Raw genomic sequence first — 14,255 nt, forward strand, 5'->3', positions numbered from 1 at the left:
AAAGGCAAATCAGAGAAAAAGAATGAATCTAACCGAACTTAAGAACCAATTAGTTAACCTCTGGGGTCAGATGAGTCTGTTAAAGAGGGTTACCTTAGGAGTTTTGTGCTTAATTATTTTTTCGGGATTAATTGTTATCTATTCCCGTGCTCATCGGGTCGAATATGTGACTTTATACAACGGGTTAGAGGCGGATGAGGCAGGTGCGATCATCGAAAAATTGAAAAGCAGTAAAGTTCCTTATAAAATCTCTGATGGAGGTAAAGTAATCTTAGTCCCTTCAGATGAGGCGGAGGAGGTTAGATTACAATTAGCCAGAGAGGGTTTACCTAAATCTGGAGTGGGGTATGAAATCTTCGATAAAAAAAGCTGGGGGATGACCGATTTTGTCGAAAAAATCAACTACAAAAGAGCATTAGAAGGAGAGCTTGCCAGGACGATCGGGGAGCTCAAGGAAATAGAATCTGTTAGAGTTCATCTGGTCCTGCCAGAAGAAAAATTGTTCAAAGAGGACAAGAGAGAACCATCTGCCTCGGTTATGCTCAAACTAAAACCGGGATTTAAGCTTTCCGGCTCTCAGGCCCTGGGAATTGCCAAACTCATAGCCAACAGCATCGAGGGACTCTCCACCGCAAATGTGACCATAATAGATTTCAACGGGGACATATTGTTCTCAGGAGAAACCGAGCAGTCACCAGAGGAGTTTTTATCCTCTCCAATTCAGACCGAAAAAGAAGCAGGAGTAGATTTAAAAAACAAAGCTTCGCCTTTGTCAGGTTATAGTACTAAAACTGAAGAGACGGAGAATTCTGCTCCAAACCTCCTATATAAATATTTCTGGATTTTGCTTCTGGTTTTAACCCCATTGCTATTCTACATTGCGTTGAGGTGGTTCAAAAGCAGAAAACCAGTCAGCTCTTTCACTAATCTCAGAAAAACACAAGCGGAATTTGAGTCTGGTTTAAGGAAGAATGAATTGGATACTGAATCTGAAGAGATTAAAGATTCAGACACCGAGACCTATTTCGAATTATTAAAGGATGAAACTCCGCATAACATAGCTGTCATTCTATCCCAGCTTCCCAATGACAAAGCGACGGATATCTTGAACTGGCTGCCTGCTGAAAAACGAGGAGAGGTCGCCGTTAGCTTGAGCAGGGTAGAGCAGATATCTCCCGAAGTAAAGAAGAGGGTATGGACAGCTTTTGAATCCTTGCTAAAAGGTGAGTCAAAATATACATCTTCATATCTGGAAGAAGACCAGACAGAATCAGGTAAAACTGAAGTCTCAAGACCTTGAGGTTTTACACTCCAAATATTAATAAGATGTCAGAGATATTAACTAAATATAAACTCTCTTCGGAAAAAGCCAGTCTCAGCAGGGGGAAAGCAAAGAGAAACGGCGAAAGTATCCAGAGTGTTGAGGCAAAAGATAAGTCTTTAGCGCTTGATAAAATCATCCAGTCCAGGGTAAATTTCTTGGAGGAGAAGATTCAATTAGAAAAAGAACAGACTTATAGATCGGGGTTTGAGGACGGTAAAGAGATAATGAGGGAAGAACAGGAGATGGTCATTCAACTTTTCCTCAACCTGATCGAGGAACTAAAGAAACAGAGAGAGGAGTATCTCAAATCAGTGGAAAAAGATATGGTAAGACTTTCCCTGGAGATTGCGTCCAAAGTAATTCAGCAGAAAATTGAACGGGATGAAAAAATCATCCTGAAAAACCTCAAACATGCTTTAAAGCACTTGTTAGATAAAGGAAGAATAATAATCAGGCTAAATCCCGCAGATCTGGAAATAGTAAGCAAGCATTCTAAAGAAATTAAATCAGCAGAGGGATTAAAGGAATTGATTTTAGAGGAAGATAGCAAGGTTACCAGAGGGGGCTGCCTGATTTATTCAGAATTGGGTCATATCGATGCTCAAATCGAGACCCAATTAGAGATGATCGGTAAAGCACTTTTAGAAGTAACTCAAGCCTGAGGGTTTTAATCCGGTCTCAAGATGAATTCTCAAAAATATCTAGAAGCTCTGAAGAAGGTCGACCCTTATAAGGTCAACGGCAAGGTACAGAAAATAGTGGGGATGGTGATCGAATCCTCAGGTCCGGCTGCCTCCATCGGAGAGCTATGCTTTATTGATAACCGGGAGAAAAAAAAGATTTTAGCTGAAGTCGTTGGATTCAAGGAGGACCGGGTTATTCTGATGCCTTTAGGAGAAATGAGAGGCATAACTCCCGGCAGTTTTGTGGTTTCTTCCGGAAAAGACTTCAGCCTAGAAGTTGGTAAGGGATTAGTCGGCAGAGTCTTGAATGGACTGGGACAGCCAATAGATGGAAAAGGAGAATTGCAAAAATGCGAAGAAAGATCTATTCACTCTGCTCCTCCAGAACCGCTGAAGCGCAAAAGAATAGTTGCTCCTTTTCATACCGGGATAAAAGCAATTGATACCCTGTTGACCTGTGGGCAGGGGCAGAGAATGGGGATTTTTTCCGGAAGCGGAGTGGGGAAAAGCGTTCTTTTGGGGATGATTGCTAGAGATTCCTCTGCAGATGTAAACGTAATAGCCCTTATCGGTGAAAGGGGAAGAGAGGTAAGAGAATTTATCGAAAGGGATTTAAAAGAAGAAGGCCTGAAAAAAACAGTTGTAGTGGCTGCCACCTCGGACCAGCCACCTCTGGTCAGGGTTAAAGCGGCTTTAGTGGCAACAACTGTAGCGGAATACTTCAGAGACTTAGGTATGAACGTGCTTCTGCTTATGGATTCTCTGACCCGCATTGCCTTAGCTCAAAGGGAAGTAAGTTTAGCAGTGGGGGAGCCGCCCACTACCCGGGGGTTCACTCCTTCTGTTTTCTCTCTTTTGCCTCAGATTTTAGAAAGAGCGGGTGCTTCTGATTCTGGAAGTATAACGGGATTTTATACCGTCTTAGTAGAAGGGGACGATTTCAATGAGCCGATCTCAGATTGCTCCAGAGCAACTTTGGATGGTCATATCATACTCTCGCGAAAATTAGCCGGGCTGAATCATTACCCGTCAATAGATATTCTGGAATCTGTGAGCCGGGTGATGAAAGACGTTGCATCCAGGGAACAGTTAGAGCTTTCAGATAGACTCAAAAACCTGCTGGCGGCCTATAAAGAAGCTGAGGACTTGATCAATGTTGGGGCTTACTCATCCGGCTCCAGCCGTAAGATAGACTATGCATTATCCAGAATGGAAAAAATTAATGCATTCTTACGGCAGAAGATTGACGAGCACTCGAATTTTGAGACCAGCATGAATCTCCTGAAGGAGATTTTTAAAGAATGAAAAAATTCAATTATAGACTTCGCGGTATAGAAGATTTCAGAAAAGAACGCCTGAAAACTGCCCTGAGAGAGCTAAAAAAGGTCAGGGATGCTTTCAAATCAGAAAAGGAGTTTCTGGATATATTAACTGACCAGCGGGAGGATTATCGGGAAAAGCTGAAGGACAAGTCCCATGCATTTCTGGAACTCAATGAGCTTAACTGGTACAAGGAATACCTGCATCTGTTAGAAGAAAAGATCGAGGAGAAAAAACAAAACTTAAGAAAACTCCGGCAGAATCTAATCCAGCTAAAAAAACTCACTCAAAAAAGAGAAAAAGAAAAAAAGACTTTAGAAAAAAACAGACAGGCAAAATTCACCCAGTTCTTAAACGAACTAAGAAAAGAAGAACAGAAAGAGATGGATGAAGTCAGCAGGGTAATTTCTCATAAATGATTTGGAGGCTGAGAATGGTTCTCACTGACTTCAGTCAGGTCTTGTATTTACGACACAAGATTTGCTTCAAGGAGAAGGCTCAGGGTTTTATGATTACATATGCAGAGGAATTTTTTACCACAGAACAGGAATTATTTTCGAGAATAATCTTTGAATTGAATTTTAATTCAGTTCAAAAACGAGCTTAATCATTTGAAAAGCAAAGAGATGACTGGGCAAGAACAATTTTATAAGGGTTGGCACGAAAATTGCGAAATAACCTTTTTGAAGTAAACCGAAGTTGCAGCACACCAGGCTTGAGAAACAAATTCTCCGCATCGTTTCTCGAGCAAGAAATCGGAGAGGGGGAAAATGGCTGAGAGAATGAAATGGACCTTCATCCTCTCAGCCTGCATATTTTATGAGCCAAGAAAGTAGGACGAAAAAATGATCGACAATTCCGGATTTAAAGAGATGAAGCCTTTTGATTTCAGGCAGATCCGAAAATTACCGCCCAGAATTGAAAAGAAGCTGAATGAGGTCAATTTGCGGTTTGCTCAAAATCTTGTCCTACTTTTCAAGACCACCATAGGAGAAAGCAAAGAGAAGATTCTGGTTTCTTCACAGAGGGCAGGATTAGAGCCTATTAACGTCGAAAAGAGTGGAGAAAAATTAGACTTTACCTTTCAGTTAGATTCCCGGCAAGATGGCAGGTTAGCGCTTGATAAAAATTTAGCCAGCCAGTTATTGTGCTTTTATCTGGGTTATCCAGACGGCGAAAGAGTCTCACCGGCGAAACTGTCCAAAATTGAAGAAAGCGCCTTGTTTCAACTGGTAGAAGGAATTGTTAAGGAATTACAGAATGCCTGGGCAGAGGGTATTAAAATAGATAATCTGACCTTTTGTTACGGAAAAGAACCGGGACAAGAGAGACTCGTAGTTTCGAGGTTTTCAGTCAAATGCGGGATGAACTCAGGAGAAATAGAGATAGGCTATCCGTTCTCATTTCTGGATAAAGTCTGCACTGGTGGCTTGAGTTCGAGTATGGAATCTAAACAGAACATCAAGGAATTGATAGAGGACTCAGAAGTGGAGCTGACCTGCGTTTTAGGAAATATAGAGACGCATAGCGATGCGTCTCTACGACTGACCTTAAACCAGATTGCAGAGCTTAAGCCTGGATATATAATTCTTATGGACACGGAAGGAGACTCTGAAGTAACCATTTCAATCCAGGAGAAGAACAGATTCAGGGGCATCCCCGGTATTTATAATAGTAGAAAAGGGGTGAAAATCGTCTCAACTTTTTCTTGACAGGAGAGAATATGAAGGAAAATAAAATCTTACAGGGAGAGATTTATTCTTCGGATGATCAAAAAGGAAAACTCACTGAGGAAGAGGTCTCAGTCAGAAGAGGTGAATTTCCCGAATTGACCTCTGAATTCAGGAACGCAGGAAAGCAGGATATATCTTTTCTTTCAGAAGTATGTTTGCCGATCAACGTGGAATTGGGGCATTCCAAGATGAAAATCAAAGAGATATTGGAATTGGGGCCTGGCTCTATTGTGCAATTAGACAAATTGCCGGGTGAACCGGTTGAGCTTTACGTTGGGGATCAACCTCTGGCAAAAGGTGAAGTAGTAGTAGTGGAGGAGAGATTAGGAGTCCGGATCACGGAATTGATTTGTCCTTCTGAAGAAAAGAGAATTAAATAAAGTCGTTTCGTCGAGTCGGGGGACTCGACGGCCACATAAAAAGATTGGGAGTCCGGATCACGGAATTGATCTGTCATTCAGAAGAAGAAAAGAATTAAATAAAGTCATTCTGTGCTTGCCATCCCGCCATCGGCGGGACTGACCTGGCAGGTTTTTCGTCCAAATGGACGACCACATAAAAGAAAAAGGAATCTTAATTAAAGATGAACAAGCTTTTAGTAGTTCTTACATCAGGTAACTTAGTTGCTGAAACTGAAAAGATACCGGATACTGGTACAGGCAGCCTGATAATCAGGCTTTTCCTGTCCTTAGTTTTAATCATCGGTCTTATATATCTATCCCTTTTCCTGTTAAAAAAAAGCTCGCTCGGCTTGAAAAAGAATCGGGCAGGAGACCTGATTCAAGTTCTGGAAAGATGCTATATCTCTCCCAAGAAAGGGATTTTTATAGTCAAGATAGGATCAAAGTTATTAGCCTTAGGGGTAACGGAAAATCAAATAAGTCTTTTATCTGAATTAGATTCCAATCCAGAGTCTAATACAGATTTGAAAGATAAAGTTGTTTCGGAAAAAGAAATTAGAGCTACTTTTTTACAGAAGATTAAAGGCAAGCTTAATTTGTAAGATCATGCTCGAAGCCAGGACAAAATTATTCCTGTCTCTCTCCTTAAAAAGGATAGGGCAGATCGTAGCGCGAGGCTTTCAGCCTCGCAATGCGACCCAGAAAGGTTCGCGCTACGGGGGAAAAACCTGTCAGGTCAGGGGACCTGACGGTCACATAGAACCTATAGCGTCATTCTGAGGGAATCCAAATGGATGACCGAAGAATCTGTCGAATTTGACCTTGAGGCAGATTCTTCGTCCTACGGACTCAGAATGACATGCAGTGAACATATGGGTCCGATAAACAAAGTAAAATTCAAACTGATTCTGGGAATAGTTGGTTTCCTTGTTCTGCTGACGTTTTCTGACGCAGTTGCTCAATCAGTTCCTAAGCTATCTGTGGAATTGGGCAAAGTAAATAATCCTAAAGACCTGTCATACGGTTTACAGCTCCTTTTGATTATCACGGTTCTGGCTTTAGCCCCTTCGATTCTTATTATGGTGACGTCTTTCACCAGGATTGTAGTGGTTCTGTCGTTTCTAAAACAATCCATAGGGACTCCCCAGTTACCGCCTAACCAGCTTATTTTCGCGTTAGCTTTGATTTTAACTTTTTTTGTTATGTCCCCGGTGATATTTAACATTAACCAGAACGCTCTCCAGCCTTATCTAAAAGGAGAATTAAATCAGAATCAAGCTTATGAGAAGGGAATAAAACCATTAAGAGAGTTTATGTTCAACCAGACCAGGGAGAAGGACCTGGCGTTATTTGTGCAACTTTCCAAACTGCCTCAGCCCAAAAATAGAGATGAGATACCGACTTATGTTCTGATACCGGGCTTTGTGATAAGCGAGCTGAGGATTGCTTTTCAGATCGGGTTCTTGATTTTCATTCCTTTTTTGATTATCGATCTGGTGGTAGCATCAGTCATAACCTCTATGGGAATGGCTATGCTTCCACCGGCAGTGATTTCTCTGCCTTTTAAGATACTTTTGTTCGTGTTAGTTGATGGCTGGTATCTTTTGGTTCGGTCTTTGGTGACCAGTTTCAGATAAGTGTAATATTGGGTTTAAAGCGAGCGTTGAGAAGCTCAAAATTAACAGGATGTCATTCTGAGCGAAGCGAAGAATGACAAGTTGTCTTGGTAGCATTCGCAAGAGAGTCGTAGTGCGACCCTTCAGGGTCGCCAGTGAGGGGGAGGGAACAAAAAAAATGAATCTGGATTATATCTTACATTTAGCAAAAGAAGCAATAATACTGGCTTTGATCATCTCTGCTCCGGCGCTTCTTTTCAGTCTGGTGGTAGGTTTTTTGATAAGTGTTTTTCAGGCAGCTACCCAGATTCAGGAGCCAGGTCTGAATTTCGTTCCCAAACTGATTGCCGTGGCAATCTCCCTTCTTCTTTTTCTGCCCTGGATGCTCCAGAGATTGATTTATTTCACCACCAAGCTTTTTGAGAATATTCCGTTTCTGATCAGGTGATTTGGCTTATAGAATTAACGATATTCCGGCAGTGAGGTTACCAAAGGTGAAAGACTCTGTGGTATTTAGGTTTTTGCTCTTATTGAATATATAGTCGATTGATCCTTCGATCTGCAGAGAGAATCTTTTCCAGACAATATATTGTAGCCCAGCTCCCACATTAAAACCAGGTGAGATTTCTCCGGTCTCCTTATCTTTATAGGCCAGGCTTCCGTCTTGCAACCATCTTGTGATGGGATGATGCACCTGAGGAATGTAAAAACCAGCTCCCAATTTGATGAAAGGTGATGGCCCTTTCGAACCGGAAAGAAATTTGCCAGATACGCCTAAAGAATACCAGTCCCACTTATTTCGATAATCATCCGGGGCTCCTAAGTAGCGAGGGACTGCATAGTAAATAATTTCATAATATTCCAGATACTTCAGATCCAGTCCAATAGAAACCTGATCACTGACAAAATAATCGATTTGTGACCCAAAGAAAGTCACTCGATTTGTGTGCTCTAAGTGCGGATAAGCAGGTCCAGCTTTTAAGGTAAGCATGAATTTGCTCTTGAGTTCTCTACCGTGCACAGATGGGATTAACGCGACAAAACAAAGAAAGAATATTACTCTTCTCATAACCCCTCCTTGGAAACTTTGGTCTAAGATTAATATAGCTCAAAACCTGTTTTAGTCAATAAAAATTTCTTTTAACAGCTTGAACTGTACTGTTGTCCCGACTTGGGTGCAAGGCGGGACTACCGGATACTTCGCACCAACAAGGAAACAGAGTCACGGGCGGAGACAAGCTCCGCCCCTACGCGTTTCTATTGCCCGCCTTGTGGGCAAGGCGGGTCTACCAGGTAGCTGCTTTTTTCTTGCACAGGAAAGGTTATCCTTCAAACAGGAAAGAATTTCCATTGAGGGAGATAAATCTCTATCAGCCTCCGTCTGATTATAAAAGGTAACCATCGGCTGAGCAAAGACTTACCTCGACTTTTCCATATATCCCTTTCTCAGGCATAAGGTTTGCTAAACTGCTCTGTATAAAATGCAGAACTTTGAGCAGACATATAATCTCATAATCAGTAACTTCAAGCTTTTCCTGGCAATTGTCTTCCGGGTAGGCGGGCTGATTTTCACTGCTCCTTTTTTCGGACACAGGTCGATCCACTTTTTGCTAAGAATTGGGCTGATACTTCTGATTTCCCTGATAATCCTGCCTGTCTTCAGCGTCAATGGCACCAATCTACCGAACCAGTTTCCTTCCTTCATCCTGGTTTTGGTCAGAGAGGTTGTCATCGGAGCATTGATCGGGGTTTTGTTCTATCTACTTTTCTGGGGAATTGAGATGGGTGGGAGTCTACTGGGATTGCAACTGAATCTGGAGACAGATAATCAGGAAGAGGGGTCATCCCCGGTTGCCAGATTGCAGGTTTTCCTGGGACTTCTAATTTTTTTGGGCCTCAATGGACATCATCTTCTGCTCTCCGCAATTTTCCAGAGTTTTGAGCTTATTCCGGTTGGAGAGTTGAAATTATCATCTTTAGCCTTAGAGCATGTCTGGCAGTTTTCAGGTTCGGTTTTCCTGATAGCCCTTAAGATTTCAGCGCCGGTTATAATCACCCTTTTCATACTTGACCTGCTTTTAGGAATTTTAAGCAGGACGACACCTCAGTCAAATCTCTACTCGAATTTTATGCCCCTGAGGTTAGGCACAGGACTTTTGATCTTAGCTTTATCTTTTCCGGTCTTCAAAACAATCATAGAAAAATTACTTTTGAATACAAACTCGGAAGTAACTGAGGTTTTAAAAAATCTTAGATGAAAGTGATTTGTCAAAAAAAAATGGAGTGTCCCTCCTCTGGCGTGACTAAAATGAAGTTTTCTTTTTCTCAACTGATCAGGTAAAGCTAAAGCTTTACACTCCAGCTATTCTTTCCAAAGGCACTAAAAATGTTTAACCAAGATTACCAGGATAAAACTGAACCAGCCTCTCCCCGCAAAAAGGAGGAGGCTCGAAAAAAAGGTTATGTGCCTCTATCGATAGAGTTAAACTTTTCCTTTGTTCTGTTAAGCTTTTTCCTGGTTTTAGCTTGTCTTTTCTTCCCTCTGTTATCTGCAGCTAAAGAAGTCTTCAAGTATAACTTTAACAAGATAATCTCGCCGGATTTGAGTCTGCGGAGTTTTGAATCGTTCTTTTATAATTGGTCGACCTATTTCTTTAAGATAATCCTTCCGCTGGCTTTATTACCCTTAATACCGGGAATTCTTTCTCATCTATTACAATCGAATTTTCTTCTGACTTTTAAAACTCCATTCTCAAGCAGAGGAAGATTCAATTCCATAGGATACCAATCTTCAGGATTGACTTCGAGATTGTCCAGGTTTCTCTCGAAAACAACTTTATATGAAGGGATAAAATTCAGTCTGAAACTCGGTGCATTAGGTTTTCTTGGGTTTTTGCTGATCAAAAAAGAGCTTCCTAATCTGTTAACGCTGTCTGACAGAAATGCTGTCGAGCTTCTTACATATTTCTCATCAATTTTATTCAAGCTCGGACTGGGAGTTGTAGGGGTTTACTTAGTTTTCGGAATGGGGGACTATCTGTTCCAGAGATGGCAATATCAGAAGGAAATGAGAATGACCAGAGAAGAGCTTATAAGAGAACTAAGAGAAGAGGAAGGTTCTCCTGAGATTAAGGGAGCCTTTAGAGATTTCATAAGATAAAGAAGATGAGTAAATGACTAATCAACAGAAAAAAAATATAAAAGGTTACTCAGAGTCGATTCTCCTTGCAGGGATTTTGATCGGGGTCTTTTCACTGGTACTTCCTCTGCCTTCCTTTGTATTGGACCTTCTCATAGCTTTTAACCTGACTTTTTCAATTCTGCTTTTGCTTCTGGTTCTACAGGTTAAAAGACCACTTGAATTCTCTTCCTTTCCAGGGCTGATCTTAATCTACACTCTCTTTCGACTAAGCCTGGGATTAGGCTGCACCAGAGCAATCCTGAGCCAGGCTAATGCTGGAAAGATAGTTTCAGCCTTCGGGAACCTGACAATCAGAGGTGATTATGTAGCCGGGCTCCTGGTTTTGCTGGTCCTCTTCTTAATTCAGTTCTTAGTCATAACAAAAGGTGTAAACCGCACCTCTGAAGTGATTGCCAGGTTCTTTCTGGATTCTCTTCCAGGAAAACAGATGGCGATTGAAGGGGAATTGAATTCAGGACTGATCAATCAGGATGAAGCCAGAAGAAGAAGGGAAGAAGTGTCAAAAGAGGGAGATTTCTATGGTTCGATGGAGGGTGCAATCAAATTTGTCAGAGGAGAGGCGATACTTTCCTTCATCCTGATCCTCATAAACCTGATAGCCGGGTTTGCGATTGGGATGTTGAAGAAAGGGATGGGTTATCAGGACGCTTTTAGAACCTATGCACTTCTTGCGGCCGGCTTAGGTCTGGTCCTTCAGATGCCGGCTTTGCTTACCTCCTCGACATCGGGTTTGATAATCACCCGGGCTTCAGCCAGAAAGAGCTTAGCCTCTGATCTTTTAAGCGAGTATGTTCCTCACCCAAAGACTTTGATTCTTGCCGTAGGTGCCATTTTACTTTTAGGAGCCTTATCGGGTTTTTCCTTAGTTGCTTTTCTTCCTCTGGTGGTAATAGGCGGTTCCCTGGGATATTTTTTATTGAGAAAAAAAGGAGAAGAGCATCATCCAGAGGAAGAAGAGAAAGGGATATACCCGGAGTCAAAGGCAGAAAAGAACAAAACTCCAGTCGAGCCGATAAGAATAGACCCTATCAGGATTGAGTTAGGTTACGGGTTGCTCTCGCTTGCACAGAGTTCATCTTCGGACAACCTTTTTCAGACTATTCCAGCCTTAAGAAAGGAAGTAGCCTCAGAACTGGGTATAAGACTTCCCCAGGTCAGGGTAAGAGATAATCTAAATCTCAAGCCATTTGAATATTCCATAATCCTGAAAGAAATGGAGCTGGCTCGAAAAGAGCTTTTTACTGATAAGTTTCTGGTTATAAATCCAGGCGACCTCCCTGAAATTGAAGGAGACGATACGATTGAGCCTGCATTTAATCTCCCGGCTAAATGGATAGATCAGGATAGAAAAAAGGAGGCTGAGGATAAAGGATATAATCTAATAGAACCAAAAGCGGTTCTGACTACTCACCTGTTTGAGCTTTTTAAAGAAAATGCTTATGAGCTGTTCGGTCTGCAGGAAACCAAAGACCTTTTGGAAGAGCTGAAGATACAGTATCCCGCTTTAGTAGAGGAAATCTATCCTGGAAATCTCTCGCTGGTGACCATTCAAAAAGTCTTTCAGGGTCTTTTAAAGGAGAAAGTTCCAGTAAAGGATTTGCTCACCATCTTTGAAGTGTTAGCAGAAAAGAGTCCACAGATAAAAGAGCCTGTGCTTCTGACTGAAGCGGTTCGGGCAGGACTGAAAAGAACCATTACCCGGCAGTATCTGGATTCTGAAGAAAAGATAACCGTTTTTACCCTGGACCCGAAATTAGACCAGATTTTCTCTCCTTCAGGCGAGCTTACAGATTTTAAGCTGGACCTTAAGCCTGAGCTTGCAGGAAGATTAGTAAACGAATGCAGACAAAAAACTGAAGAGCTTAAGAGCAAAGGCCTTAAGCCAGCAGTCTTGCTTTCCTCCAAAGCCAGATATCCCTTCAGACGATTTATAGGAGAGAGCATTCCGGATTTAGGGGTGCTTTCCTATGAAGAGATTGTTTCCGGGACCAGGGTTTATTCTATAGGTAGCATAAGCCTGGAAAATGAATTCACGGGGGAAGTGGGGTTGAAGAAGGAATTAAAACCAGAAAGGTTGTGAAAAAAACCGATGAAACGGACGATAATAATAATTGATCCTTTAAATCAGCTCACCTTAAAAGCCATAAAACTGTCAGGGGGTAAAAGATGACCATGGAAAAGGATTGGGGCGTTTACCTGAAAAGTAAAGACCCGATTAGAAGAGAGAAGCTTTTAGCCGAATATCTCCCATTAGTCAAAAGCGTAGCCGGGAGGATGGCTCTCGGTTTTCCCAAATCAGTGGAGCTACAGGACCTGGTAAGCACCGGGGTAATCGGTCTGGTGGAAGCCTTCTCCAATTTCGATCCCTCAAGGGGGGTCAAATTCGAAACCTATGCGGTCCCTCGCATAAGAGGAGCAATCCTGGATGAATTAAGAGCGCTGGACTGGGTGCCACGATCTACCCGAGCAAAATCCAGGGAGATAGACCGGGCTTTAACCAGGCTGGAGAATAAATTAGGACGAATACCCACTGATCGGGAGCTGGCTAAATTTTTGAAGATCCCGGTTGAAGAGATCCATTCGGCTAAAGGGGATCTATCTTGCTCCATCGTCCTCTCCTTAGATGACCTGGTCTATAAAGAGGAGGACAATCGCCAGATCCCCCGGATAGAAACAGTAGAAGCTGCTGCTCGCGAAAATATCCTGAACGACCTGGAGAAAAAGGAGCTGAAAGCTTTTCTGGTATCTGCGATTAAGCATCTCTCTGAACAGGAGAGGTTAGTCATAGCCCTTTATTATTACGAGGAGATGACCCTGAAGGAGATAGGCGAGGTCATGACCATCTCTGAATCCAGAGTCTCCCAGATCCACACTAAGGCAGTTATGAAATTGAGAGGAATGATTCGAGATAAATTTGCCCTTTAAAATATGAGCCAAGAGGAAGTTTTCAGAAGCGGCATCTCCCAGATATCGTCTGGAAAAAGAGTCCGCAGAGGTGAAAAATCGATTATAAAGGTGAAAAAACGCTCCTCGCCCAGACCAAAGATGAATAACGAGTCTCAACTCACCCAGAAGGAAAGAACCGGGGTGAAAGACGGGGATGCAGGGAGAAAAAATCAAGTTCATATTGATGTAACCATTTAAAAGGTCAAAAAAGGCGGGTGAAAAGATGGTTTTAGCTTTGAGTGATAAAAATAACAAGGTGGTTAAAGAGGCGCAGGTAGAGATCTCCGGACAGAGATTACAGGAGATGGAAAGGCTGGCCTGCCTGGGAGAGATCGTGGGTGGAGTCGCACATGAGATAAATAACCCTTTGCAGATCATCCTGGGAAAAGCGCAGATACTCAGGATGAGGACGTCGCAATCCCAGAATTCCTCCAAGTCGACTGAGGATTTAGCTGCAATCGAGAAAGGTGCTCAGAGAATTGCGGAGCTGATTAACTGTTTGAATGACCTGGCTTGTCAGAAAACTCAAGAAAAAAGTCTTAAAACGGACGTGGACTTAATCTACCTGTTCAACTCAATCCTCCCCTTAATCAAGGCTTGTCTTAAAGATAAGAAAATCGAATTGAATCTAAACCTGACTGAAAAACTTCCCAAAGTTAAGGGGAATTCCTTAGAACTGAAGAAACTGTTTATGTTCTTGATGCTCAACGCCAAGCAAAGGATCAGCCGGGGAGGAAAGTTAGGGGTGAATTTTCAAAAAGAAGGAAGATTTCTTAAAGTGGTGTTTAATGATCAGTCAGAACAATCGCTTAAGGAGGAACATATCGCATCAGAATTTACTGGCCCCTGGCTAACAGAGGGGAAACAGGACTTCGGGATTTTGAGCAGCACTCAGATCTTGCAGGAACATAAAGGAGAACTGGAGACAATTAGTAATCCAGGAAAAGGAGATACCCTGGTAGCGAGGCTTCCTCTTATTTAAAGCTTTGCAAAAAGAATCAAATAAATATTGGAGCAACATTCACACTAA

The 14,255-nt window shown here is 42.2% G+C and carries 16 protein-coding genes; 15 read left to right on the forward strand and 1 reads right to left on the reverse strand.

Going from position 1 to position 14,255, the window contains the following annotated elements; translation table 11 throughout:
• The 9 genes from fliF to fliQ all read left to right on the forward strand — a co-directional run.
• A partial coding sequence (gene fliF / locus MUP17_08675; GenBank protein ID MCJ7459050.1) for a flagellar M-ring protein FliF occupies positions 1 to 1,300 on the forward strand: 1,300 nt, incomplete at its 5' end.
• Positions 1,301 to 1,326: 26 nt separating this feature from the next.
• Entirely contained in the window at positions 1,327 to 1,986 is a 660-nt protein-coding gene (locus MUP17_08680; GenBank protein ID MCJ7459051.1) for a hypothetical protein, read from the forward strand.
• A 21-nt stretch (positions 1,987 to 2,007) separates the two neighbouring features.
• Positions 2,008 to 3,312 (forward strand): flagellar protein export ATPase FliI, encoded by a 1,305-nt coding sequence (gene fliI, locus MUP17_08685; GenBank protein MCJ7459052.1) that lies wholly within the window; start codon positions 2,008 to 2,010, stop codon positions 3,310 to 3,312.
• Positions 3,309 to 3,746: a flagellar export protein FliJ gene (fliJ, locus tag MUP17_08690; GenBank protein MCJ7459053.1), complete on the forward strand. Its 438-nt coding sequence runs from the start codon at positions 3,309 to 3,311 to the stop codon at positions 3,744 to 3,746. The genes fliI and fliJ overlap by 4 nt, the downstream gene beginning before the upstream one ends.
• Positions 3,747 to 4,172: 426 nt before the next feature.
• Positions 4,173 to 5,039: a FliM/FliN family flagellar motor switch protein gene (locus tag MUP17_08695; protein MCJ7459054.1), complete on the forward strand. Its 867-nt coding sequence runs from the start codon at positions 4,173 to 4,175 to the stop codon at positions 5,037 to 5,039.
• Between the two features lie 11 nt (positions 5,040 to 5,050).
• Positions 5,051 to 5,440, forward strand: a complete 390-nt coding sequence (fliN, locus tag MUP17_08700; GenBank protein MCJ7459055.1) for a flagellar motor switch protein FliN — start codon at positions 5,051 to 5,053, stop codon at positions 5,438 to 5,440.
• Between the two features lie 203 nt (positions 5,441 to 5,643).
• Positions 5,644 to 6,063: a flagellar biosynthetic protein FliO gene (gene fliO / locus MUP17_08705; GenBank protein MCJ7459056.1), complete on the forward strand. Its 420-nt coding sequence runs from the start codon at positions 5,644 to 5,646 to the stop codon at positions 6,061 to 6,063.
• A gap of 192 nt (positions 6,064 to 6,255) precedes the next feature.
• Positions 6,256 to 7,098: a flagellar type III secretion system pore protein FliP gene (gene fliP, locus MUP17_08710; protein ID MCJ7459057.1), complete on the forward strand. Its 843-nt coding sequence runs from the start codon at positions 6,256 to 6,258 to the stop codon at positions 7,096 to 7,098.
• Between the two features lie 157 nt (positions 7,099 to 7,255).
• The gene (gene fliQ, locus MUP17_08715) at positions 7,256 to 7,525 is read left to right on the forward strand and encodes a flagellar biosynthesis protein FliQ (protein MCJ7459058.1); all 270 of its coding nucleotides are present in this window, start codon (positions 7,256 to 7,258) and stop codon (positions 7,523 to 7,525) included.
• A 6-nt stretch (positions 7,526 to 7,531) separates the two neighbouring features.
• On the opposite strand, the gene MUP17_08720 is transcribed toward fliQ, so the two are convergent.
• On the reverse strand, positions 7,532 to 8,146 hold the full coding sequence (locus MUP17_08720; GenBank protein ID MCJ7459059.1) for an outer membrane beta-barrel protein: 615 nt from the start codon (positions 8,144 to 8,146) through the stop codon (positions 7,532 to 7,534).
• 412 nt (positions 8,147 to 8,558) lie between these two features.
• Between MUP17_08720 and MUP17_08725 the strand changes: the two genes are divergently transcribed.
• The 6 genes from MUP17_08725 (at position 8,559) to MUP17_08750 (ending at position 14,207) form a co-directional block, all read left to right on the forward strand.
• A complete protein-coding gene (locus MUP17_08725; protein MCJ7459060.1) occupies positions 8,559 to 9,335 on the forward strand; it encodes a flagellar biosynthetic protein FliR in 777 nt (258 codons plus the stop codon).
• 128 nt (positions 9,336 to 9,463) lie between these two features.
• Entirely contained in the window at positions 9,464 to 10,237 is a 774-nt protein-coding gene (locus MUP17_08730) for an EscU/YscU/HrcU family type III secretion system export apparatus switch protein (protein ID MCJ7459061.1), read from the forward strand.
• Positions 10,238 to 10,250: 13 nt separating this feature from the next.
• Complete coding sequence (locus MUP17_08735; GenBank protein ID MCJ7459062.1) at positions 10,251 to 12,359, forward strand: flagellar biosynthesis protein FlhA; 2,109 nt, start codon at positions 10,251 to 10,253, stop codon at positions 12,357 to 12,359.
• Between the two features lie 86 nt (positions 12,360 to 12,445).
• Complete coding sequence (locus MUP17_08740; GenBank protein ID MCJ7459063.1) at positions 12,446 to 13,204, forward strand: FliA/WhiG family RNA polymerase sigma factor; 759 nt, start codon at positions 12,446 to 12,448, stop codon at positions 13,202 to 13,204.
• A gap of 3 nt (positions 13,205 to 13,207) precedes the next feature.
• The gene (locus MUP17_08745) at positions 13,208 to 13,423 is read left to right on the forward strand and encodes a hypothetical protein (GenBank protein ID MCJ7459064.1); all 216 of its coding nucleotides are present in this window, start codon (positions 13,208 to 13,210) and stop codon (positions 13,421 to 13,423) included.
• Between the two features lie 25 nt (positions 13,424 to 13,448).
• Positions 13,449 to 14,207 carry a hypothetical protein gene (locus MUP17_08750; protein ID MCJ7459065.1) on the forward strand — a complete coding sequence of 253 codons (759 nt, stop codon included), beginning with the start codon at positions 13,449 to 13,451 and terminating at the stop codon, positions 14,205 to 14,207.
• Positions 14,208 to 14,255 lie beyond the last annotated feature (48 nt).

The organism is Candidatus Zixiibacteriota bacterium (assembly GCA_022865345.1).
GTDB lineage: Bacteria > Zixibacteria > MSB-5A5 > MSB-5A5 > RBG-16-43-9 > RBG-16-43-9.

Coding starts and splice junctions, on each gene's coding strand:
- MUP17_08745 (MCJ7459064.1), top strand. CDS start 13,208: ATGAGCCAAGAGGAAGTTTTCAGAAGCGGCATCTCCCAGATATCGTCT.
- MUP17_08750 (MCJ7459065.1), top strand. CDS start 13,449: ATGGTTTTAGCTTTGAGTGATAAAAATAACAAGGTGGTTAAAGAGGCG.
- MUP17_08740 (MCJ7459063.1), top strand. CDS start 12,446: ATGACCATGGAAAAGGATTGGGGCGTTTACCTGAAAAGTAAAGACCCG.
- MUP17_08725 (MCJ7459060.1), top strand. CDS start 8,559: ATGCAGAACTTTGAGCAGACATATAATCTCATAATCAGTAACTTCAAG.
- fliN (MCJ7459055.1), top strand. CDS start 5,051: ATGAAGGAAAATAAAATCTTACAGGGAGAGATTTATTCTTCGGATGAT.
- fliO (MCJ7459056.1), top strand. CDS start 5,644: ATGAACAAGCTTTTAGTAGTTCTTACATCAGGTAACTTAGTTGCTGAA.
- fliP (MCJ7459057.1), top strand. CDS start 6,256: ATGACCGAAGAATCTGTCGAATTTGACCTTGAGGCAGATTCTTCGTCC.
- MUP17_08680 (MCJ7459051.1), top strand. CDS start 1,327: ATGTCAGAGATATTAACTAAATATAAACTCTCTTCGGAAAAAGCCAGT.
- fliJ (MCJ7459053.1), top strand. CDS start 3,309: ATGAAAAAATTCAATTATAGACTTCGCGGTATAGAAGATTTCAGAAAA.
- MUP17_08695 (MCJ7459054.1), top strand. CDS start 4,173: ATGATCGACAATTCCGGATTTAAAGAGATGAAGCCTTTTGATTTCAGG.
- fliI (MCJ7459052.1), top strand. CDS start 2,008: ATGAATTCTCAAAAATATCTAGAAGCTCTGAAGAAGGTCGACCCTTAT.
- MUP17_08730 (MCJ7459061.1), top strand. CDS start 9,464: ATGTTTAACCAAGATTACCAGGATAAAACTGAACCAGCCTCTCCCCGC.
- MUP17_08735 (MCJ7459062.1), top strand. CDS start 10,251: ATGACTAATCAACAGAAAAAAAATATAAAAGGTTACTCAGAGTCGATT.
- MUP17_08720 (MCJ7459059.1), bottom strand. CDS start 8,146: ATGAGAAGAGTAATATTCTTTCTTTGTTTTGTCGCGTTAATCCCATCT.
- fliQ (MCJ7459058.1), top strand. CDS start 7,256: ATGAATCTGGATTATATCTTACATTTAGCAAAAGAAGCAATAATACTG.